Raw genomic sequence first — 22,970 nt, 5'->3', positions numbered from 1 at the left:
AAATGTTACTTAAAAATTTAAATTCAGATATTGTGAGGATTAATGGTAAACGGATTGATATTCGTAAATTAGAAGAGGAAGTCCAAACTTATTTCGGACGGAAGAAATGTGTAATTGTAACCAAAGATTTATTAAACAAACAAAAAAGAACAACTTTATTTGTGCAAGCAAAATCGACAGATAATATTTCATTAGAAAGTCTTGTAACAAACATTAAGGACGCTGAAATCATTGATGAAGTGATTCCACTGTCAACACTTCCATTAGCTAATAATGGGAGTGTTGATAGAAATAGGTTAAGAGATTTGGAGCTTGCCGATCATACGGCATTAGAGCAACTTAACGAAAGGAATCATGATAGCCGGAGTTTAGCAAAACATCTCGTATTATATACAGAAAAATATAATATTGGAAAGCCTATCCATTTTAAAGATGTTTTCACTCCAGAAGAACCTAGGGATGTTCAATATGTAAAATCAATAAATGAACAAAAGAAAGAGAAAAAGCTTGCATATGTTGATGGAGGTCCGATCCATAAAGTTAAAGGTGATGTAAATAATTTACCTAATATGCTTATTCGGGCAACGAAGAAACACCCTAACAAAGGTATGACTATGGTTAATGATGAAGATGAAACGATATTTATTACTTATTCCGAATTACTTAATACAGCCAAAAGAACCTTGGGGGGATTAAAAAAAGCAGGTATTAAACCAGGCGACAAAGTGATTCTGTTAGCTGATTCCAGCGAATCGTACTTTTATGCTTTTTGGGGCTGTGTTATGGGCGGGATTATTCCTGCTCCAATGACCCCCCCAAAAACATTTACCGAAAATAATAGTGATATTAGGTTATTAAAAAGCGTTTGGGAAACATTGGAGAGTCCGCAAATTTTATCAACAAATCATTTAATTGAAAATATTTCAAACCATCAAGGGGAATTCAAATTTTTAGATATCGATCAGCTTGTTTTATCAGAACCGGAAAATCATTTGCCTGAAGTGGATCCACAACAAACTGCTGTTTTGTTATTTACTTCAGGTAGTACAGGGAAGCCAAAAGGTGTTATCCAAACACATCAAAATATTGTAAACAAACAAAGAGCAGCTGCACAGTTTAGCAGATACGAATCGGATGACATATTTTTAAATTGGCTTTCTAAAGAACATGTTGTCGGACTACTTGCTTTTCATTTGATGCCTGTTTATTTAGCTACAGATCAGTTACATGTTGCAACAGATTATGTGTTAGCAGAACCGTTACGCTGGATGGACTATATTTCGGAGTATCATGTAACGATAACATGGGCACCAAATTCGCTGTTTGCCTTAATGAATGATTCTATTCAGGAAGAAAGAAATTATCATTGGGATTTGAGTTCAATAAAAAGAATCATCAATGCAGGTGAATCTGTTAATCATGCAACTTGTGAAAAGTTTCTAGACAATTTTATACCTTTTGGACTTGATGAATTTGCGATTAAACCTGAATGGGGAATGTCTGAAACATGCTGTATGACAGTTTCTTCGGATATATACGGGTATAAAAATAATCAGGGGATTCAAATTATTGATAAAAACCATATGGAAAAAGAAATTGTGTATTGTGATGAAACGAATCCAAATAAGGCAATTTTTGTTGAATGTGGAAAAATTTATCCAGGACTTGAAATGCGTATAACTGATCACAATAATAAAGTTATAAACGAAGGTGAAATTGGCAGATTCCAAGTGAGAGGGGAAATGGTTTTACCTAGTTATTATAACAATGCGAAAGTAAATGCGACAGCTTTTACAGAAGATGGTTGGTTTGATACTGATGACCTTGCTTTTATTAAAGACGATGTTGTTACATTCACTGGTCGAATGAAAGATATTATTATCGTAAATGGTGTCAATTATCAAAATGTCGACATCGAAGCATGTGTAGAAGAAATTGGGGATATTGATGTAACCTATACAGCGGCTTGTGCAGTCCAATTCGACGGAGACCATACAGATAGTGTTGTAGTGATGTATGTATCGCTTTTAAAAGATCAAGCAGATATCGAGCAACAAATAAATAATATTAAAAAACATGTGTTTTCAACAACAGGTTTAAATGTAAGTTATGTCCTTCCAATCACGAGAGAAGATATTCCGAAAACAAATATCGGAAAAATCCAACGTTCACAAATAGTGAAAAGGTTAAAAGATGGACAGTATGATGAACTCATGAACGAACAGGATATCCGTTCTGATCAGGAAAACGTTATCCAACCATGGTTTTTTAAGTCAGAATGGATAAAAAGTAATTTAAATATCAAGGGAAATTTAAAGGACAAGAAAATTCTTTTATATGGTGGTAATAATGATATAAATATAAAAATCCAACAAGAGTGGGAAGATAATGGGGCAATCTGTAACATTGTCGATAATATCGATGCATGTATTGATTTTATTCAGTCGAATCAAGTCGATTATCTGATTAATTTAACTCATTTTAACATCAATAATCTAGAAACTGAAGGTAATCAGAGAGCCAAAACTTACCTATTGGAAACGAATCGACTCATCAGCGAAATAAACCCTACTCAAAAAATTAATTACTATGTAGTAACAAGACAGAAAATCATTGCTGATTCTCAATCAGAGGAAACAGGATTTGGTGTTTTAGAAGGTTATCTTAAGAGTTTAAATCAGGAAGAAGAGAAATTCCAGATGACCTTAATAGACGTAGAAACAGATGATCCTTTAGAAATATCATATATGTTAAAACATGAGCTGCTCGGAAACATGGATGATGAGATGGTCGTCTATAGGGGAAAAAGACGTTTAATTCAAAGCTTAAGATTAATTGATGTAAACAATGAAATGCAAGAACAGTCAAAATTAAAGGTCTCAGGAAGATATATAATTACTGGTGGAACTGGAGGAATTGGTCAGTGGGTTTCAGAAGAATTAGTAACAAAGTTTAACGCTGATTTATTGCTAATTGGAAAAACACCATTTGAAGAACTCGATGAAAAAAAGAAAAACACAATTCGCAGACTTTCACAAATGAATGATAAAGTGAGCTATGTCGCTTTAGATATCTCTACGGTCACAGGGCTTAATAAATTGGAAGACATAATTACTGATAAATGGAAAGGCAATCTAGATGGGATTTTCCATCTAGCAGGTGTAGGTACTTTTTCAGGTGATCATGATAGCTTTGAAAGTTATTGTCAAAGAGAAACAATCGAAAATTATGAAAAATTCTTTGCTCCTAAAGTTTATGGAACGATTCAGTTAGCAAAATTATTGAAAAAAGATACGTTATTTGTAAGTTTTGGTTCTGTAAATGGATTTTTTGGGGGATCAGGTTTCAGTGCATATTCAGCTGCTAATAGCTTTATGTCTGCTTATACAACTAACTTAATAAATAAAGGTTATAAAAATTGCTATTGCTTGAATTGGAGTGCGTGGGATGGAATAGGAATGTCACAGGATAATATTTTTACCAATGTAATTTCGGAAAAAGGATTCATTCCTTTACCAGGTATGCTAGCTACTTACTCAATGTTTGCAGTGTTGCGAACTGAGGAGAGGAATGTTTATATCGGATTAGATCCACTTAATACTCATATTAAAAGTAAAGTGTATCATAAAGAAGAGTTAGAGTTGACCTCAACACTCTTTATAGAAAAGGATCAGGAAATTAATGAGAGTCAGATGAACATTTTCAATGCCTTTAATGACTATATTACTTTAGACTCAATCCCAATAGATAAAAATAATCGTATTGACCGCCAACAACTATATTTATTAATGAATCATCAAAATAAAGACGAGTTTGTAGCATTAGAAACAGAAACGGAAAAGGCATTAGCGGAGATCTGGAAAGAAGTTTTAGAAACAGAAAAAATCGGTAAAAATAGTGAGTTTTTTAGTTTAGGTGGACATTCATTAAATGCTACTAGATTAGTGGCGCAGATTAAGTCAATCCTGCATGCAAAGGTAGCTTTAAGTGACATTTTTCAAAATACAAGCTTAAGTAAGATGGCAGCAAAGATCGATAATGAACTTGCAAATAAAAAAGAACAAAAGCAACAGATTGAACATGTTGTAAAAGAAAACTATGATTTATCCTATGCACAAAAGCGAGTATTTATTTTAGAAACAATTGAACAGCAACGAGGACTTTATAATATTGTCGGTGCGTGGAATATGAACGGTATTGTAGATCTCGATGTTTTAGCTGAAGCAGTCCAAGCGCTTACTAGGCGACATCCAATGTTAAGAACAACATTTAAAGAGGTTGATGGAGAGCCTAGAATGATAGTTCATGATGAAATGGACATTCCTTTTACGATCTTAAATTTAGAGGGATTACCAGAGACACTTAAAGAGGAAAGAATAGATGAAACCATTGACATAGAATGTGATCGTGAATATGACTTATATAATGGTCCATTAATGTATTGCAGTGTTGTTAAAAAAACCAACGACCAACTAGTTTTTATTATGAGTCAACATCATATTATTTCTGACGGATGGTCATTAGGAGTAATTGTAAAGGAATTAGGAGAAATCTATCAAAGCTTATTAGCCAAAGAAGAAATAAAGCTTCCAATATTCGATGTGAATGTTATGAACTATATTGAATGGAAGAATCAGGAGATCTTACAAGACAAAATTGGGCAAAGTTATTGGAAGAACCAATTAAATACAGATCTAGAAGTGTTAAATCTTCCACTTGACTTTGAAAGACCAAAAATTCAAACATATCGTGGTGATACAGTAGTCTTTGATCTATCTAGAGATTTAAAAGACAGTGTAGAAAAGTTCAATCGAGAAAATGAGAGCACAATGTTTATGACTTTATTATCAGCATATTACTTGATGTTACATAAGTTAACACACCAAGATGATGTTGTGATAGGAATTCCTGTCGCCGGTAGAGAGGATGAGGAAGCGAAGGACTTGATCGGTATGTTTGTCAATTCTTTAGCAATCAGAACCCAAATAAATCCTGAAATGACGCTCATTAACTTTATTAAACAGATAAGAAGTTCTATGATAGAAGGATTTGAACACCAAAATTATCCGTTTGATAAGCTTATCGACGATATGAATCCACCGCGCACTCTAAATAATACGCCACTGTTTCAGACGATGTTTAACTATTTAAGTGTTCCTTTAAAAATCAAGATAGATGATGTAACTGTCGAGGAACACCTTGTTCGACATAAAATCGCAAAATATGATATTTCAATTAATATTTTAGAATTAACAGATAAACTGAACATTTCGTTTGAATACAATATTGATTTATTTGAAAAAGATACTATCCGTAGATGGTTGAAACATTATATACATGTTATTAGACAAGTATTAGCAAACCCTGATCAGACAGTAGCAGAATTACAACTATTATCAAGCAGTGATCAAGAACAGATTTTAGCAATAAATGAAAACCAAACTAATTATCCAAAAAATAAAAATGTAGTTGAGCTATTTAAAGAAAGTGTTGAAAAATATTCAAATAAATCAGCGGTGACATTTGCTGATAAAAGATTGACTTATCAAGAGTTAGATGAGAGATCTGAGGAGATTGCCTGTGAACTTATTAGAAAAGGCGCAAAAGCAGGGGATATTATCGGTATTTATGCCGAGCGTAATATTGAAACGATTGTTGGAACGTTGGCGATTCTCAAGATTGGCGCTATTTACTTACCCATTAATCATAAATATGCGGATAATGTAATTACACGTATGTTGGAAGACTGCCAAGTAAATTTGATTTTAACAACTGGAAATGCGGAAACACATGAAAACATCCATTATATAGATCTTAGACAGCGATTTGCAAAAGAAACTATATACCCAACATATTCAGGTGAAAACTTAACGGCATATATTATGTATACTTCTGGAACAACGGGTAATCCAAAAGGTGTTAAAGTAAGTCATCAAAATATTGTCCGTTTAGTAAAGAATCCTAATTGGATTGATTTAAGTGAGCAGGATGTGATTTTACAGACTGGTGCACTATCATTTGATGCCTCGACGTTTGAAATTTGGGCGGCTCTGTTAAATGGTATGACTTTATGTTTGGTAGAAGAGGAATGGATTCTTGATGCAGAGAAACTTAAGTCTGAAATAGCGAGACACAGTGTTTCCATTATGTGGTTAAGTGCTCCATTGTTCAATCAATTGGTTGATATTGATGCCATGGTTTTAAAAGGTTGTGAAAAGCTTATTGTAGGTGGAGATGTACTCTCACCGAAACATATCAATAAACTAAGGGAAGTATGTCCAGAAATTACAATTATAAATGGATATGGGCCAACGGAAAATACAACATTTTCTACTACATTTACAATTGATCAAACTTATGAAAATTCGATTCCGATTGGAAAACCCATCTCTAACTCAACAGCTTATGTCCTCAATGAGAACAATCACTTGCAGCCAATTGGGGTGATGGGGGAATTATGTGTTGGTGGAGATGGAGTCGCTTTGGGTTACTTGAATCAGGAAGAGTTAACAGCGGAAAGCTTTGTAAAAGATCCTTTTAATCCTGGACAAAAGATGTATCGTACAGGTGACTTTGTCAGAATGGATAAAAATGGTTTATTACATTATCTTGACAGGATAGATAACCAAATGAAAATTAGAGGATTTAGGGTCGAATTAGATGCCATTAAATTTGTGTTGTTAAATAATACAAATATTATAGATGCAGTCGTACTTGTTCAAGAAACCGAACATAACAAGTTTATTACAACCTATGTCGTGCAAGATGGGAACAAAACAGAGCAAGAAATTTTAGAGTATTTAAAACAACATTTGCCGTTTTATTTGATTCCCGCAAAAATGATTTTTGTGTACTCCATCCCATTAAATACAAATGGGAAAGTAGATGTAAATAGATTAGAAAAGATGAAATTAACGAAACCATCTGCTGATAGTGAATTAGAACTCCCTGTTAAAGGATTAGAAAAAACATTATTAGAATTGTTTGCAAAAACTCTTAATCATAGTGAAATGGGAGTCAATGATTCCTTCTTTGAGTGTGGCGGAGACTCATTATTAACTATTAAAGTAACTGCAAAATTAAAAGAATTAGGGTTTAGAGTAGATCCTAAGTTAATTTTCATGTATCCAACTGTCAGGGAACTGGCAAAAGAAATATCATTACTTGGTGAATATGAAAACACAGAACGGACATCTAAAGATTATCTGATTAAAACACATAGTGGTAATGAAAACAGCAGCAGAATCTTTTTTGCACCACCCGCTGGAGGTACTATATTAGGATATATCGAATTATCTAGACATTTTAAAGAAACGGGCGAAACATATGGAATTCAGGCACCTGGACTCTATGATGATGAACAACCTCAATATTTGAGTTTTGAAGAAATGGTAGACTTCTGTCTGCAAGCAATTGACCAAACGTATAGACCTGGGAAAGATTATCTAGCCGGACATTCATTAGGAGGGCATTTAGCTTTTGCGATGTGTGTGGAGTTGATTAAGAAGGATAAAGCACCGAAAGGTTTAATAATTTTAGATACAACGCCATCGCTAGATCTCATTAAGACAGATGCTGCTAAAAATATCAATGAAGAAGATTTTAAATTACTCTTGCTTACTATGGGAATTGGAAACATGATGAATGTAGATTCGAAGCGTTTTGAAGGTTTATCATATCATGAAGCGAAAAATGTCATTTTGGAAATGTCTGAAACAGATGAAAGGATTGCTTCCTTCCTTAATGAAGAGTATTTAGATAAATATTTAAAAATGCAGCTCCATCATATTCTCATGTCAAGAGAAATAGTACTTCCAAAAGTTCAGTTAGATATTCCAATACATGTAATCAGAACGACCGAGCATGAAGAGTATGTCTATGAGTTATTTGAGCAGTGGCATGATTACACAAAAGATTTAAATATCATTGATATGAACGCAAACCATACATCTATGATGAAACTACCACATGTCAAAGAACTTGCAGAAAAAATTGAAAAAAGTTGCTACAAATCATTTGCTCATTAGTCTTTAGGAAAATAAACCTAAAGCCTAGGTAAAGTTTGCTGAAAAGCAAATGTGAAGGGGAATGGAGCAGCGGATAAATGAACTGTTCCATTCATGACTTCATTCGAAGTAACTGAATAGGAGGAAAAAGGTTGATTGAAGTAAAAAAATTAACGAAAAGATTTAAAAACGGAAAAGGTCTCTTCGATATTAATTTTCAAGTAAAATCAGGCGAAGTATTTGGTTTTATTGGACCGAATGGTGCAGGTAAATCAACAACAATTCGTCATTTAATGGGTTTCTTAAAACCTGATATAGGAGAATCAAAAATAAATGATCTTGACTGTTGGAGTGAATCAACAAAAATTAAAAAAAGTCTTGGTTATTTACCTGGAGAGATTGTTTTTCCCTCGAGCATGTCAGCGGCAGATTTTATAAAGCTTCAAGAAGGCTTATATAATATAAAAAACCGTTCAAGAACGAAAGAGTTAATCGAACGTTTTCAACTCAATATTCATATTCCTATTAAAAATATGTCCAAAGGAATGAAGCAAAAGTTAGCTATTGTCGTAGCTTTTATGAGCGATCCTGATATTCTAATTTTGGATGAACCAAGTACAGGTTTGGATCCATTAATGCAAAAGGAATTGATTAATTTATTAATAGAAGAAAAAACAGAAGGAAAAACTATTTTTTTATCCTCCCATATATTTGAAGAAATTGAAAATATTGCGGATAAAATTTGTATCATCAAAAACGGAAAGATTCTAAAGAATCAAGGAATAAAAGATGTTCATGATCAGATGAAACAAACGCTTATTATTCGATTTACCGACAATACTGATTTAACTTCCTTTGCAATTCCCCATCAAAGAAAAGAAGATGGTAGTTTTCATATTGAGATTAAAAATAATGAAAATGAAGTGATTAGAGAATTAGCGAAGTATCAAATTCAAAGCTTAGAGATGAAAAGAACAACCTTAAGCGAAGTTTTTGAACAATATTATATGGGAGGGGACTAGGATGTTGTCGACAAAAATTGTTCGTTCATCTCTAAAAACAAGCAGTGTCTTGATTAGTATTATCATTGTGACTATTATCGCTTCGATTGTAGGTTTAGTTTCACTATACCCAAGTATAACTTCAGACAATTCGTATGCAGATCTTTTAGATGTAATGCCGAAAGAAATGCTTAATGCAATAGGTATGACTGGTGATATCACGGACTTAAACGAATATTTAAATATGAATTTTTATAACTCTGTTTATTTATATGTGTTAATGGCTTATACGGTTGTATTTATAGCAAAATTAGTAGCAAAACCAATGGGGGATACCTCGTTAGTTTATTATTTAAACTCTTCTGTTTCGAGAACACAATTTTTGGGAAGTCAAATAGTTACATTTATAATTGGTCTCAGTCTTATATTTGTATCTTCCGTTTTTTCGGTGATGCTATCAAAGTGGATATTTATTCGAGACCAAGATTTTGAGGTTATGAATTTCTTGAAAATTAATGTCACGATTATTTTAATATTTTTCTTCCTAGGGTCTATCTGTTTTTTGATCAACACATTAGTAAATAACAATAGTGAAGCCGTTGCCTATACAGCCTTATTAATTGGTATCCAATATATACTAGATGTTTTCAAGAATATAAGTTTCAATTTGGAAAATTTGAAATATTCTACGATTATTTCTGTTTATGATACACACAAAATTTATACTGATGATACTTATTTTATGATAAGTTCTTTAATACTGTTGGTTGTTGGAATCATCTTTTTTGTGATTTCATTAATTCAATTTAAAAGAAGAGACTTATTTTTATAAAAATATAAAATTCTTATTTTATTCATCAATTCAAGAAAAAAAGGGAGAGAAAAATGGTTAATCAAAAAAATATTATTGTCTCTATTATATTATCAATTATAACATTAGGTATCTATAGTCTTTTTTGGATTGTCAAACAAACGGACGATTCGATCACATTAGTAGAAGAAGAAGGGACTCAAGGCTTAACTGTCTTATTTCTTACCATTATAACATTGGGTATTTATGGTATTTATTGGGCATACTCAATGGATAAACGCTTAAACAAGATTGAACTGAAAAAGGATATGAAACGTAAAAATTATGGTGTTTTATATATAGTTTTTTATGTATTAGGTGTCATTATTACTCTCGCTCTGATACAAACTAGAATGAATGACATAATTACTGCATCATCTATGAGTGAGGGCAATGATTTATCTATTTGATGATATAGAAAGTATTACCGATCACCATTTAAATAATGCCTATGCATATCTTTCTAAGGAAAGAATTAATAGAATTACGCAGTATCAATTTAGTCTTGATAAAAAATTATCCGCTATGGCAGAACTTTTGCTCCAGTACACATTAGAAAGGGAATATGGTATTTTAGGTAAATTAGAAATAATGAGGACATCAGCAGGAAAGCCTTTTTTAAAAGATGAAAAAGGTCTGTTCTTTAATTTATCTCATTGTAAAGAAGGAGTAGCCTGTGCTGTTTCTAGTCAACCAATAGGAGTAGATATTCAACAACTTGTAGAATGTGATCATGATGTTTTAAAAATGGTCTGTTCAGATGAAGAATTGAAAGAATTTGAGGATCATCACGATGATCTGCCCTCAAAGTTCACTCGACTTTGGACGATTAAAGAGGCATACATCAAATGTATTGGGGAAGGGCTAACAGAAAACATTTCAAAATATAACTTTGCCAAATGCTGTGAACAACAGTTTATGAAATATGGGCTTTCTTTTAAAACATTTACTTTTAAAAACTATTTCCTAACAGCTTGTGGTGAGTTCCATGATATTAAAGTCCAAAAAGTCTCTTTAGATCAATTTGAAAAAAAGTTTAAGCAATTTTCAAAAAGTTAGGTAAAAGTTTTTCTTTAATTGCAAAACACGATCGGTTATTGTCATTATGAATGATAAAAAAATCACCGTATTATCATTATAAGGCATTCGCCATAAAATTTGGTGAATGCCGATGTTTTTTTAATGTTTAAAAAATGATAAACTATAACATGAGATGATGAAAAAAGAAAAAGTCTATTAGAAATGAGTGTGATTTTTTGACTTTGCATTATAAAGAATATGGAAATCAACGTATGCCACTAATAATGTTTATTCATGGTGGTGGTGTAAGTGGTTGGATGTGGGATAAACAAGTACAATGCTTTTCAGATTATCATTGTGTTGTTCCGAATTTAGTGAATGACGAATCTAGTCAAAGGGGATTGGATTTTTCAATCAACAACCATGCAAATGTACTTCTAGATTTAATTGCTGAAAAAGCAAATGGAAAAACTGTAATTATCGTCGGATTTTCTTTAGGTGCTCAAATAGCCTTACAAATGATTAGTTTAAAACCACAATTATTAGATTATGCGTTCATTAATAGTGCGTTAGTGAGACCCCAACCTTTCATGAAACGTTTAATAAAACCAATAGTAAAATTATCTTTTCCCCTCATTAAAAATAAGTTGTTTGCAAAAACCCAAGCAAACGCATTGTACATCGGTCATGAATACTTTGATTTATACTATCAAGAAACTTCAAAAATGAAGATGGATACATTAATTAAAGTACTAGAAGAAAATATGTCTTTTAGCATCCCAGAAAACTTTTCTCAAGCTTCATGTAAAATACTAGTAACTGTAGGAGAAAAAGAGAAGAGAATGATGATAAAATCTGCAGTCGATATTGTAAATAGCAATCCAAATTGTAAAGGTGTTATATTGCCTAATATTGGTCATGGTGTTTCATTGGCAATGCCTGATTTTTTTAATGAAATAGTGGAAAATTGGGTCAATAATGTTCAATTACCAGAAGGAAAAGTTATCAAATAAAGCTATGTTTTTAAATATTTGATTAATGAGGGTCACTTGTAAATGTTGCCCCTTATTTAGGTATGGTTTTGGATAAAGGAATAGATGCATTATTAGTTTTCTCCTCTATATATTGATTAGATCCATAAGTTTACTGCTTAAATTTATCATCGGCCGTTAGCACAGCGGATCATTATGCGCTATCAAATGTAATCTAAGATTTATATTTATGTTGAGCACGATTTAAAACTGGCTGGAGACAAGATACCTATTTTTACAGTATTTGCCCTAGAAGAAAATTTCCTTGTGTTTTCAGGGCTGCCACGAGTTATTAGCACGTTAACAATCCATTGTCTTCTTTTTAATTCCATTCGCTCTCATTACTTTAGTTGTAACAATTTCTTGCTCTTGAATAGAATTGTAATTAAAAATATGCATTTTAAAAAAGTTGAATCCACTGCGATATTTCAAATGCAAGAATATTAGTGTATATTAAGGATTGAAAATATAATCCGCAACTTAAAGGTTTAAAGGCGCTCTTTTATAGTTTTGCTCTAAATGCTTTAACAAGGTTCAAACTATGTATTATCTGCTTACTTACTGTTCAAATATTAGATTTACTAATTCGATAAAATTATAGTTTCAATATAGAAGTGATAAGTCACGTTTTACATGATAAGCAACTTTTTTATTGACTGTGTTTGATGAATTAAAGCACGGCACTGATTATAGATTGCCGCTGCACTCTTAAAAATATGAAATATAAATAGTTAATAGCATTGCAAACTTTACAGGCAATGCTATTTTTTTTGTTAAGTTCATATATTCATTAATTAACCTGTCTAATTTTTGACTGGTTTGAATAGTTAAAGGATGATTCATGCCCTTTTCCTTGCTAGTTTTAATCATCCGTATTTTTAAACATTTAATTTTTTGACATAAATCCTTTTTTGACTTCAATTTTTTTTGCTCCTGTTCCTTTTTGGTTACAGCTATCTGATTGCACGTGTTCCTCCAAAATCTGCCACGAGGAAGATACGTCTTCTTCTTTGAGGGAGAGTGGGTTTTCCCCAATATTGGGCGTCCAACAGTCGCCAGCACACATCAACATCATTCCCTCGGACCATTCCTGCTTTTGCCCAGACTCCAGAAGCAGGCATTGGAATTTCGGTATTTGTGAACGACTCCAGCACGGCTTTAAAATCCAACCGGTTATTTGATGAAAAAGCTCCCATGACGTTTTCCCAAACAGCGATAACTGGATATGTTCCATTCGTTGCACACCTCATTTCTTTGACAATTCGGATAGCATGATAGAACAAGTTGGATTGACTTCCTGCCAATCCTTCTCGATTTCCGATATTGGATAAGTTCTGACAAGGTGAACCAAAGGTAATGATATGAACAGGCGGTATTTTTCCACCATCTATTTTTGTAATATCTCCGAGATGAAGCATGTTAGGAAAATGGTGTTTTGTAATAGATACAGGTGCTTTCTCAATTTCACTTGCCCATGTTGGCGCAATTCCGTAACGAGAACCAGCTAGAGGAAATACCCCCGATTCCATCAAATAGACTTCCTAATGTTAAATTTGTGCTAGAATCTTTTTCGGTTATCCTATCTTTCAAAAATAATCACCTCTAAATATCACAACTTAAAAACGCCATTGATTGGTAAAATACCATTCAAATGACGTTTTAGGTGTGATTATAGATATGTTTAATTGTCTTTAAATTTTTGTAACCCCTTGACTGGCAAGGTTTATAACAGTTCTTCTATATATAGATGCTTCTAATGGCGCAGGAAAAACTACTTTAATGAAAATATTAGCAGGACTAGAACCTTTTCAATCTGGTGAAGTACATGCAGATGAAAAATTAATAAGTTCAAAATCATATGTTAAAAAAACAGAACTAATTGGTTATTTGCCACAAAATTTCATGGTATACCCGGACTTAACTGTTTATCAAGTGCTGGAACATATTGCAGTTCTCCAAGGTTTACCTGTTTCCAAAACTTCATTAAAAATCCAAGAAGTTTTAGAACAAGTAAATTTAAAGTTGCATAAAAATAAAAAAATGAAAGAATTATCAGGTGGCATGAGGAGGAGAGTTGGAATTGCACAGTTATTACTTCGAAAGCCGTCTGTTTTATTATTTGATGAACCTACAGCTGGACTAGATATTGAAGAAAGAGTTCGTTTTCGAAATTTACTTAAACAACTAGGAAGGGTTCATACTGTGATTATATCCTCCCATCTAGTTGAGGATATTGAATTTCTCTGTGATCAGATCGGTGTTATACGAAATGGTAAGGTTTTATTTGAAGGTAGCCCTTTACAACTAAAAAAAATGGCTGACCGATATGTTTTTCAATTACAAGTAAATAATTATGAGTTAGATGAAGTAATTGCAAATCATGAAGTTATTCAATTGGATGACGAAGGTAAGCACATATTAGTACGGATATTATCTAACAAACCTGTTGGTAAAGCAGTTTCCCCAAGATTAATTGATGGGTATTTATCATTATTGAAAGAGAGTCAATCACATGAATAGGCTTAAACATCACTTTACCTTTGACATAAAATTACTAAAAGGAATTTACACTCTTCCTTTTGTTGGCTACATTATAGCGCTATTTCTAATATTCACAAGCCATTTGAATTCAACTGATCCATATTTACCTTATATTTTTTTACAAGGGGTAACTGTACCTGTTTCTGGACTGCATATCGTTTTTTTATACAGTTATATTTATGACGAAGGATCCAAGGAGGTGCTACTTCCATACTATAAGAACAATCTATTATATGATTTAGTTCGTTATAGTATGTTACATGGTTGTATACTGTTCCTATTTACTTGTTTACTAATTTGGTTGAATGGGTTTGGTTTTTTTGATGCAAAAATCATATTGCATTTACTATTATTGTTTGTTTTTTATCAAGTAATTGGCGTTACATTATTGTCTTTAGTGGAATCATTAGAATTATCTATAGCAATATATGCAACTTACACAATAACAGAACTGGTAACAAAAGGTACGTTTTTACCTTGGCCGCATATATTTTTATTTGAAGAGCCAATAATAAATATTTGGCTTGTATTAACCTTTATTTTCTTAATACTTGGTCTTGTATTATCTATTGTTCAATTAATTCGGTCTTATAAATAAAAACATTAATTAACACAACATTACAAATTCACTATTGTATAAAAGGCACACTGTTTGATACGAAAAGAGGCTATCCCGTTTTACATAAGATCGATAAATTGGATGCAGTGTATGGTGAGCTGTACCAAGTTGATAAAGCTGGATTACATCTTTTAGATGAACTGGAAGGATATACAATCTGTGAAGCAAATGATAACTTGTATGAACGCATGATACAAACTGTCTTTACAAAGCAGGGGGAACTGGACGCATTTGACATCCCCATGTTGTATGCAAATCTTTGGGATCATGAAGGAAGACGGTTTACAGGAACACAAGCTAAATTTAGTCTTAAAGGTGTAGAACAGTTTATTACCTCTGCTGCTAATGATCAAACTAGAATGGATCTGTTAATTTGTCTACAAGAGAATGATCTATGTATTGGCGATATAGCAATGAGCGATATTGACTGGCAAAATAGGAATGCTTCCGTACGAATTGCTATATTTAACAAAGCATATTGGGGGAATGGATATGGGACAGAAGCAATGGAACAATAATAAACTATGGATTTGAACAATTAAATTTACATCGAATAGAATTAGAGGTCTTTGACTTTAATACAAGAGCAAGGAAATCGTATGAAAAACTAGGGTTCAAACAAGAAGGGATTCGACGAGAAGTATTGTTTTATGATGGGGAATATCATCATGCGATAATGATGAGCATATTAAAAGACGAATACTTAAAAAGAAATTAGCGCAAAATAGATGTAAAATTAGGATTTGATTTTGAATGGCGTTATCAACCGTACGAAAAAAAATAAAGGAATTCATTCAAACTAATAGAGAAAATCTTGCATGGAAAGATCTATTCCTCATTCTTGGAGTAGATCTTTTTTTCTTAAAATATAAGAAAGTGTAAAATGAGCGGTTTATGTATAATACAATAATCGAATAAGTCATGTCTAGCTTCAACGCCCACTAACTGAGCCTTCACGCAATCACCTTAAGATAAGTCATCATCGGTTCACGCCTCACCGTGATTCCTTTATCTCAGTTGATGCGTTTCACTAGCTACGTTGCTAATCGGGTGTTTACGCATTTATTTAATTTTAGTTAAAAAGAACTTGAATCGAACGTTACGTGCTGATTTATACTTACAGTAGAAATACAAGGAGGTAGGAGGTAAAAACATATTGAACTGGTGCCAGATTGGGTTGAAACCGTTGCAACTTTTAATCCTCTAAATTGGGCAGTTGAAGCGGGTAGAGAAGTTATTACGACAAAACCAGATTGGTCGCTCGTCATACCTAATAGTAGTTATTTAATTATCATGTTTATTGTCTCTTGTGCACTTGTTTTGGTAGCGTTTCGAAAGTATCAAAGAACGTTATAGAGTGTTTTACTTGTTTCGTCTTTATTCATCTATTATGATATGTATATATTTTTAGAAATATTTAAAAAATTATTTAGAACAAAACATATTTGAAGGAAGGTGAACGGATGGATTTTAGAGATTTTTCTGCAACACAAATACGTATAGCAAGACCTACGGATAAATTTACAGAAGTCATTCATTTTTACGAAGCAGGTATTGGTTTAACTAAAATAGAAGAATTCCATGGTCATAGAGGATATAAAGGGGTTATATTTGGCCTACCACACGCGGACTACCATTTAGAGTTTACATCTCATGAAAGCGGTAGCCCTTGTCCAGCTCCAACAAAAGATAATCTTCTCGTCTTTTATATGGAAAATCAGGATGAAATAGGTCAGTTAATCAAGCGAATGGACGAAATGGGTTATAAAGAGGTAGAGCCCGAAAATGAATATTGGAAAGAAAAAGGTGTTACGATTGAAGACCCAGATGGGTGGCGAGTGGTATTTATGAATAGATCTTATGAGTAACAGCAGTTTGCTATATACGCACAAATTATTCACTCCCTTTGCTAATAGTATTAGTAGAGGGAATATGCTTTCCTTACAACTGTTTTATAAGAAAAGAATCGGCATTTTACTGTAGACATACTATATTTTGCTGGTCCAACAGAAGTGCTTTCATTAACAGCACATAATAAAGCAGAACAAGTGATAACGCTTTATAAAAAGCAATTATTGCCTACAAGACCATTTGAAGTTATAACGATTACAGAAAATGGAGAAAAAATTAAAACACATTCTGGTATATCAGTAGAACCTGACTACAGCATTGATCAGCATCCGGAAGAGTGAGGTGATACTGAATTGAAACTGTTGAGCATGATTAAAGTTAGTTTTTTTCACACACTAGAAAGGAGAGTTAGCATAATGGAGGAACAAATGAAACAACTAACCGATTTTTATAGGGTATATAAATTTATTAGATTTAATATGTGAGAATGGATGATCTGTTAGTTAGGTTAGTTTTCTTGATGCAAGAGGTTTTATTAGAAGGTTCTTTCTAGTTAAATGACTGATTAAACAGATAAAAATGTATAGTTCCATTTAATCATTCACTTGTGCAGAATTTTAATGTTTATTATTTTGAATTTTAAAGACTTGTAATTTAGACATGCTTTTTCTTGTTTTAGAATTAAAAAGAATTCGTTACATCGATTTTCCTATATAAGGAAAACTAATCAATTAATCATAGCCATTTACTATAAAATTAGTGCAAGAATCTAATTATTTTCCCAATATGCATTTGTGGGATTTGTGTTACAATTATATTAGATACATAATAAATTAATGAGAGATTGGTAGGTGATAATTTGATAGAAATAGGTTCTATTATTAAATTACAGCGAACCAAGCGCAATATGACACAAGAGGAATTGTCAGAAGGCATTGTTTCATTATCCTACTTATCAAAAATAGAAAACAAGAAGACAAAGGCTAGTCCTGAAATTATTCAATTACTGTGTAACAGATTAGAGATTGAGCTTACGGAAAAGCTAGATATAGAAATTGAAGAAAAATGTCAAGAGTGGTACGGAATGCTTTATGACCGATTCGATAAACAGAAAATATCAGTAATATATGAAGAATTGCAGCAGTTGCTGGGTCGAAGTATTAATGACCAGACACTCATGTTTGAGATTCATAAAATTCGTTATTACTGTATTATGCGAGACCTCAAAAAAGCATTATGTAAAATTAACGAACTTCATGAAATGGCAAGTTCATTTAACCCTATACATAAATATTATTGGCATAAATTTCAAGGTAACTATTATTCTTTTAAAACGTACCACCATCAAGCTATGCAACATTATAAATTAGCAGAAGAAACTATCAGTTTTGCAAATATTCAAGAACAGGAAATAGCAGATTTGCAATATATCATATCTATAGAACATAGTAAATTATGGAATGATCTTGAGACTATTGAATATGCAAAAAAGGCAATGGGAATTTTTCAACAAAACTACAATTTTATTCGCTGTGCTCAATGCCATATTTTATTGGGGATTGCGCATCATAGAATTAAGAATTTAGATAAGGCTACCAAAAATTATAACTTGGCATTACAATTGGGAGAATTAAAAAACAATGAGGATGTAGTTCATCTAGCACATTACAATCTGGGCTACCTGCATTCAATAACTGGAAATTCAGAAAAAGCAATCGAACACTATCTAATTGCGATACAAAATAATAACTTTAAAGAAAAAACTAAACTAGTATCCCTAATTCGCTTAATTCAAGAGTTTTATTTAGTTGGGGATTATGAAAAAGCCAAGAACTATTTGGATCAAACAATATTAGCTTTGGAAGCGTATATTAATGATTATAACGAATATATTGAAGATTTACACAAATATGTCATTAAAGTATATACACATTTATTAAATGGAGAAACTAAACAATTTATATCTGTATTAGCTAATGATTTCATACCTTACCTAGAGAAAAAAAGAAATTATGAGCATTTAGCTTTTTATGCAAAAATGTTAGGTGATCATTTAGAGAAAAATGGTAAGTATAAAACATCTTTACAATATTATAAATTAGCTAATAGCAGTTATGAGAAATTATTTAATTTATAAAGGAGGAGAAGGAAAGTGAAAAAAACAGTCTTAAAATTATTAGTTTGTGGTACATTTCTTATAGGTGGTTTGGTATTTTTAAATGTTCAATATGATCAGACAGCAACACTTCAACCTAATCCTACATTTAACCCAATTGAAGTTGAAAATGTTTAATTAAACAAATTATTTATTATTGAGTCTTTATTGTCACAGAAGTCAAAATAGATACAAGACTTCTGTGTTTTTTGTTTTATCAATAATTAGAATATAAAGGATGGAATGTTTCCTTATCTTTCTAGAAAATTTAAAAGCGTTAGCATTTTTATTAATATTCATATCAGTATTATGTATTATCGAAAGCTCAAATTGCTTAAAAAACAAAGAAGACTCACTAACTTGAAAAAGCAATGTATGTAATTACGTGACCACACCGTTTACTTATGCATTTATACATATTCTCTTTATTATAAGAACATAGTGGTATTATGTACTTGAAGATCTCATAATAATTCAGTTAACCTAAAATCTTCTATGTTCTATTTGTATCAAAAGGAACATATAGTTATAGGTTATAACCAGGTATAGATAAGGGGATGTTATACGATGGCTGTAACACTTATAAAAGTGTTAGAATCAGAAAAATCTATTTTGCGTAACTTTTACACATTGTATCTTCATGATCTTTCAAATTTCACTATAAATTTAGATGTTGAGGAGGATGGTCTTTTTCATTATAAGGAATTGGATAAATTCTGGGAAGCAGAAGGGTTATCGCCATATTTTATAAAGTTGGATCATAAAATCATCGGATTTATATTGCTATTAGAACGCCCATTTTTGAAAAAGAACAATGATTACGGAATAAACGACTTCTTTATACTTAATAAGTATAGGGGCAAAGGTTTCGCTATTCAGGCTGTTGAAAAATTGTTTAAGGAAAAGCAAGGTCAATATTTTGTAATGCAGGTTACAGAAAATAAGCGTGCGGTTGCATTTTGGAAAAAAGTATATGAAGAATTAAATATTGAACATCATGAAAGACAGGATTTAATTAATGGTGAACTATGTTTAATTCAAACGTTTATAGTATAATTCATTTACAAGCTTTTGAAAAAGGCGAGATAGTGATTAAATAATACGACTGACTTTTCGCAAGAGAACAATTAGATTTTTAGAAAATTTTACGTACGTAGAGCAGTTTTAAGGAATTAGAAAAGCTAATAGAGGAAGAAGCAATGATAGTACTTTCAAAAACACTAGTTTACATAATATATATTATAGGAAGTTATAACCGAAACGCTTATTTATGTCTCAATTTTAAAGTATTCTTTTGATAGTGAGACGAAAATAAAAAATTACTATGATTGAATAGCTCATAGTAATTTTTTATACTTCACTTTAATTTATTTGGATCAATATGTTTTAAGGGTTTGTTCGCAGGTCCATTCAAAACTTCGCCTGTATATGAAAATCTTGAACCATGACACGGACAATCCCAACTTCGTTCTCCGGAATTCCATTCGACTTCACATTTTAAGTGTGTACACGTTGTATCAACAATATATATTTGGTTTTTCTTATCTTTATAAACACCAGCTCGGTTTCCATTAATTCGTGTAACGGTTGCTTGATCTGCTTGCAATTGATTTATATCCAAATGGTTATTCGTATTATCCAATTTTCCTTTCACCATGTGTTTAGCTGCATCTGTATTCGTTTTCACAAACTTTTTTATCGTGGGATCTGCTTTAAATCGGGCCGGATCAAAAAGTTTCGTATATTCACTTGCTTTGTTAACAATGATGTTTGTTAGCATGTTTGCAGCAGCAGTTCCGTTTGTCATCCCCCATTTACGGTAGCCTGTCGCAACGAGTATGTTAGGTGTTGATTTTTTCATACAACCAATATAAGGTACTTTATCCAATGTTGTTAAATCCTGCGCCGACCAGCGAAAATCATATGACGCTACTGCAAAGTTTTCATTTGTAAAAGATTGTAATGCTTTAAAATGTTCGTGCATAGGTTTACCCTGGCCAGTTTTATGATTTTCCCCACTTATTAACCATAAATCTCTTCCCTTCCATGTTGTAGTGCGAACAGATCTTGTAGGTGATTCTGCATTAATGTACATTCCACCAGGATACTTTTCCTTAGATTGCATCGCCAGCACATAAGCACGTTCTGCGTACATTCTAGTAAAATAAAAGCTGTCTCGATCATAAAAAGGAAAATGAGATGCAGCAATAATATAATCACACTTTATTCGATGACCATCTTTCGTTATAATGGAGGGGTTTGAGCGATCACTTTCAATATCTACAGCTACTGTATTTTCATAGACCGTTAACCCATTCCTTATACTTTCTTCTAATAATGAGCTTAAGTACTTTAACGGATGAAATAGAGCCTGATTTTTCATTTGTAAAGCTAATTTCATCGGAATTTTTAGGGGGGTATCCTTTGTTATTTCGCTCTCAATACCAATATGGTCATAGGCATCCTTTTCTTTTTCTAAATCACGCTGCCAAGAATCTAGATTGGTGTAAAGAAAAGCATCTTCATGGCAAAAATCGCAATCTATTTGTAGATTATTTATATTGTTTTCAATTAATTGCCTAGCCTCATCCATAGCTTTATAATAAAGAATAGCTTGTTCTATACCGAAGTGCTGTATAAGCTCATCATAAATTAGACCATGTTGTGCAGTAATTTTAGCTGTTGTATGACCCGTTGTTCCTTTTAAAATTGGATTCGCATCAATTAATGTAACTTTTATATTTTTTTTAGATAATAAATACGCTGTTGTAATTCCGGTTATTCCCCCTCCAACGATCCCAACTCCTGTTTGAATGGAGGTATCTAAGGATGGATATTTAGGTATTGTAGATGTTTCACGCCAAAATGATTGTGAGTGATTCGGCAAGTGGTTTTCAACCAATATCTTCATTCCCTTTCAACATTTTTTATTTTATTTAACGAGGTTGTTCAAAAAGTGCCTTAAATGGGGCAAGTGAGCGCACTACTCTTTGTTTCTCTTGTTTAATAATGTTTTCTATATGGGATTAGATAAGACACAGACAAAATTCAAGTTGAAGTCATATCTATTCCAAAGGTACTAACTAGTATGAACATGAAAATTAGGTTTTAATCGAAAAATATGTTTAGACTTTAGTATAAAGGGATAATTGTAACTGAGGTGATAAGTATGCGTATACATGTGGTTTTTCATGGAAGAGTGCAAGGCGTGGGGTTTCGCTATTCTGCTAAACAGAAAGCTCTTGAATTAGATGTTCACGGATGGGTGAAGAATAAGGAGGATGGCACGGTTGAATTAGAAGCTGAAGGCAATGAAGCTCATTTAAGAAAGTTTATGGGTGCTTTAAAAAACGGATTGAATCCCTTTATTAAAGTAACTCATATTGATCAAAAATTACTTGATAATGAAGCTGGTTATTCAACCTTTTCTGTCAAATAAATGTAGTGCATTTTATTTTTCTAGAAATTTTGCCAATCAGGTAAGTCTCAATTAATAAAATTTAATGTAAAAAAAAGGGTTTACGTGTTGTTTAGATACAAAGAAGCAAGCTAAATAATCACAGCTTGCTTCTTACTCAGTTATTGTTCTTCAAAAAACTTGCGATTTAAAGCAATATATTCTGTTTCCTCTTCGGGAACTTCATCCTCCATATAAATTGCTTCTACAGGGCATACAGCTTCACATGCACCGCAATCAATACATATATCAGGGTCAATATAAAACATATCTTTTCCTTCTTCTATACAATCAACAGGGCATACTTCCACACATTCTCCCGACTTTTCTTCTTTACATGGTGACGTAATTACAAAAGCCAAAATGGCTCTCCTCCTTTTTTGAATCCATAAGACGAATGTTATTATGTAGTTATTTATTATTGTACTAGTTATTATAA

The 22,970-nt window shown here is 32.3% G+C and carries 19 protein-coding genes and 1 pseudogene; 16 read left to right on the top strand and 4 right to left on the bottom strand.

The annotated features are described in order from the left end of the window. Positions 1 to 2: 2 nt before the first annotated feature. From D9780_RS08325 to D9780_RS08300, 6 genes are all read left to right on the top strand, one after another. Entirely contained in the window at positions 3 to 8,027 is an 8,025-nt protein-coding gene (locus D9780_RS08325) for a non-ribosomal peptide synthetase (protein ID WP_121639835.1), read from the top strand. Between the two features lie 131 nt (positions 8,028 to 8,158). Then, positions 8,159 to 9,028 (top strand): ABC transporter ATP-binding protein, encoded by an 870-nt coding sequence (locus D9780_RS08320; RefSeq protein ID WP_121639834.1) that lies wholly within the window; start codon positions 8,159 to 8,161, stop codon positions 9,026 to 9,028. 1 nt (position 9,029) lies between these two features. Further along, positions 9,030 to 9,839, top strand: a complete 810-nt coding sequence (locus D9780_RS08315) for a hypothetical protein (RefSeq protein WP_121639833.1) — start codon at positions 9,030 to 9,032, stop codon at positions 9,837 to 9,839. A gap of 53 nt (positions 9,840 to 9,892) precedes the next feature. Beyond that, positions 9,893 to 10,267, top strand: coding sequence for a DUF4234 domain-containing protein (locus D9780_RS08310; RefSeq protein WP_121639832.1), 375 nt, complete (start codon positions 9,893 to 9,895; stop codon positions 10,265 to 10,267). After that, positions 10,251 to 10,916 (top strand): 4'-phosphopantetheinyl transferase family protein, encoded by a 666-nt coding sequence (locus D9780_RS08305; RefSeq protein WP_121639831.1) that lies wholly within the window; start codon positions 10,251 to 10,253, stop codon positions 10,914 to 10,916. Before D9780_RS08310 ends, D9780_RS08305 begins: the two co-directional genes overlap by 17 nt. A 197-nt stretch (positions 10,917 to 11,113) precedes the next feature. Further along, entirely contained in the window at positions 11,114 to 11,890 is a 777-nt protein-coding gene (locus D9780_RS08300) for an alpha/beta fold hydrolase (protein ID WP_121639830.1), read from the top strand. A gap of 726 nt (positions 11,891 to 12,616) precedes the next feature. Here the strand turns inward: D9780_RS08300 and D9780_RS21495 are convergent. Together D9780_RS21495 and D9780_RS08290 are read right to left on the bottom strand one after the other, a co-directional pair. Further along, positions 12,617 to 12,970, bottom strand: coding sequence for an aspartyl-phosphate phosphatase Spo0E family protein (locus D9780_RS21495; protein ID WP_256359892.1), 354 nt, complete (start codon positions 12,968 to 12,970; stop codon positions 12,617 to 12,619). Beyond that, positions 12,871 to 13,486, bottom strand: a pseudogene (locus D9780_RS08290) (DNA cytosine methyltransferase); the annotation flags it as partial. The gene D9780_RS21495 and the pseudogene D9780_RS08290, both read right to left, overlap by 100 nt. A gap of 201 nt (positions 13,487 to 13,687) precedes the next feature. On the opposite strand from D9780_RS08290, the gene D9780_RS08285 reads away from it, so the two are divergent. The 9 genes from D9780_RS08285 to D9780_RS08245 all read left to right on the top strand — a co-directional run bounded on the left by D9780_RS08285 (position 13,688) and on the right by D9780_RS08245 (position 20,130). Beyond that, a complete protein-coding gene (locus D9780_RS08285; protein ID WP_121639829.1) occupies positions 13,688 to 14,428 on the top strand; it encodes an ATP-binding cassette domain-containing protein in 741 nt (246 codons plus the stop codon). Beyond that, positions 14,421 to 15,047 (top strand): hypothetical protein, encoded by a 627-nt coding sequence (locus D9780_RS08280; protein WP_240458798.1) that lies wholly within the window; start codon positions 14,421 to 14,423, stop codon positions 15,045 to 15,047. Before D9780_RS08285 ends, D9780_RS08280 begins: the two co-directional genes overlap by 8 nt. Further along, positions 15,044 to 15,586, top strand: coding sequence for a GNAT family N-acetyltransferase (locus tag D9780_RS08275; protein WP_371413736.1), 543 nt, complete (start codon positions 15,044 to 15,046; stop codon positions 15,584 to 15,586). Before D9780_RS08280 ends, D9780_RS08275 begins: the two co-directional genes overlap by 4 nt. Further along, the gene (locus D9780_RS21640) at positions 15,547 to 15,786 is read left to right on the top strand and encodes a GNAT family N-acetyltransferase (protein ID WP_371413714.1); all 240 of its coding nucleotides are present in this window, start codon (positions 15,547 to 15,549) and stop codon (positions 15,784 to 15,786) included. Before D9780_RS08275 ends, D9780_RS21640 begins: the two co-directional genes overlap by 40 nt. Before the next feature lie 745 nt (positions 15,787 to 16,531). Beyond that, positions 16,532 to 16,936, top strand: a complete 405-nt coding sequence (locus tag D9780_RS08260) for a VOC family protein (RefSeq protein ID WP_121639825.1) — start codon at positions 16,532 to 16,534, stop codon at positions 16,934 to 16,936. A gap of 144 nt (positions 16,937 to 17,080) precedes the next feature. After that, positions 17,081 to 17,260: a type 1 glutamine amidotransferase family protein gene (locus D9780_RS08255; RefSeq protein WP_121639824.1), complete on the top strand. Its 180-nt coding sequence runs from the start codon at positions 17,081 to 17,083 to the stop codon at positions 17,258 to 17,260. A 518-nt stretch (positions 17,261 to 17,778) separates the two neighbouring features. Then, positions 17,779 to 19,056 carry a helix-turn-helix domain-containing protein gene (locus D9780_RS08250; RefSeq protein WP_121639823.1) on the top strand — a complete coding sequence of 426 codons (1,278 nt, stop codon included), beginning with the start codon at positions 17,779 to 17,781 and terminating at the stop codon, positions 19,054 to 19,056. A gap of 15 nt (positions 19,057 to 19,071) precedes the next feature. Then, positions 19,072 to 19,212: a hypothetical protein gene (locus D9780_RS21085; protein ID WP_162985828.1), complete on the top strand. Its 141-nt coding sequence runs from the start codon at positions 19,072 to 19,074 to the stop codon at positions 19,210 to 19,212. Between the two features lie 429 nt (positions 19,213 to 19,641). Next, complete coding sequence (locus D9780_RS08245; protein ID WP_073004053.1) at positions 19,642 to 20,130, top strand: GNAT family N-acetyltransferase; 489 nt, start codon at positions 19,642 to 19,644, stop codon at positions 20,128 to 20,130. 301 nt (positions 20,131 to 20,431) lie between these two features. Here D9780_RS08245 and D9780_RS08240 read toward each other — a convergent pair whose 3' ends face one another. Next, positions 20,432 to 21,985, bottom strand: a complete 1,554-nt coding sequence (locus D9780_RS08240; protein WP_121639822.1) for an FAD-dependent oxidoreductase — start codon at positions 21,983 to 21,985, stop codon at positions 20,432 to 20,434. Between the two features lie 258 nt (positions 21,986 to 22,243). Between D9780_RS08240 and D9780_RS08235 the strand changes: the two genes are divergently transcribed. Further along, positions 22,244 to 22,513, top strand: coding sequence for an acylphosphatase (locus tag D9780_RS08235; RefSeq protein WP_121639821.1), 270 nt, complete (start codon positions 22,244 to 22,246; stop codon positions 22,511 to 22,513). A gap of 140 nt (positions 22,514 to 22,653) precedes the next feature. Here D9780_RS08235 and D9780_RS08230 read toward each other — a convergent pair whose 3' ends face one another. Beyond that, on the bottom strand, positions 22,654 to 22,893 hold the full coding sequence (locus tag D9780_RS08230; protein ID WP_073004058.1) for a DUF362 domain-containing protein: 240 nt from the start codon (positions 22,891 to 22,893) through the stop codon (positions 22,654 to 22,656). Positions 22,894 to 22,970 lie beyond the last annotated feature (77 nt).

Source organism: Virgibacillus sp. Bac330 (genome assembly GCF_003667845.1).
GTDB lineage: Bacteria > Bacillota > Bacilli > Bacillales > Amphibacillaceae > Virgibacillus > Virgibacillus chiguensis.
Note: the sequence above shows the minus strand (reverse complement) of the source record. Positions and strands in the feature narration are given on the sequence as shown.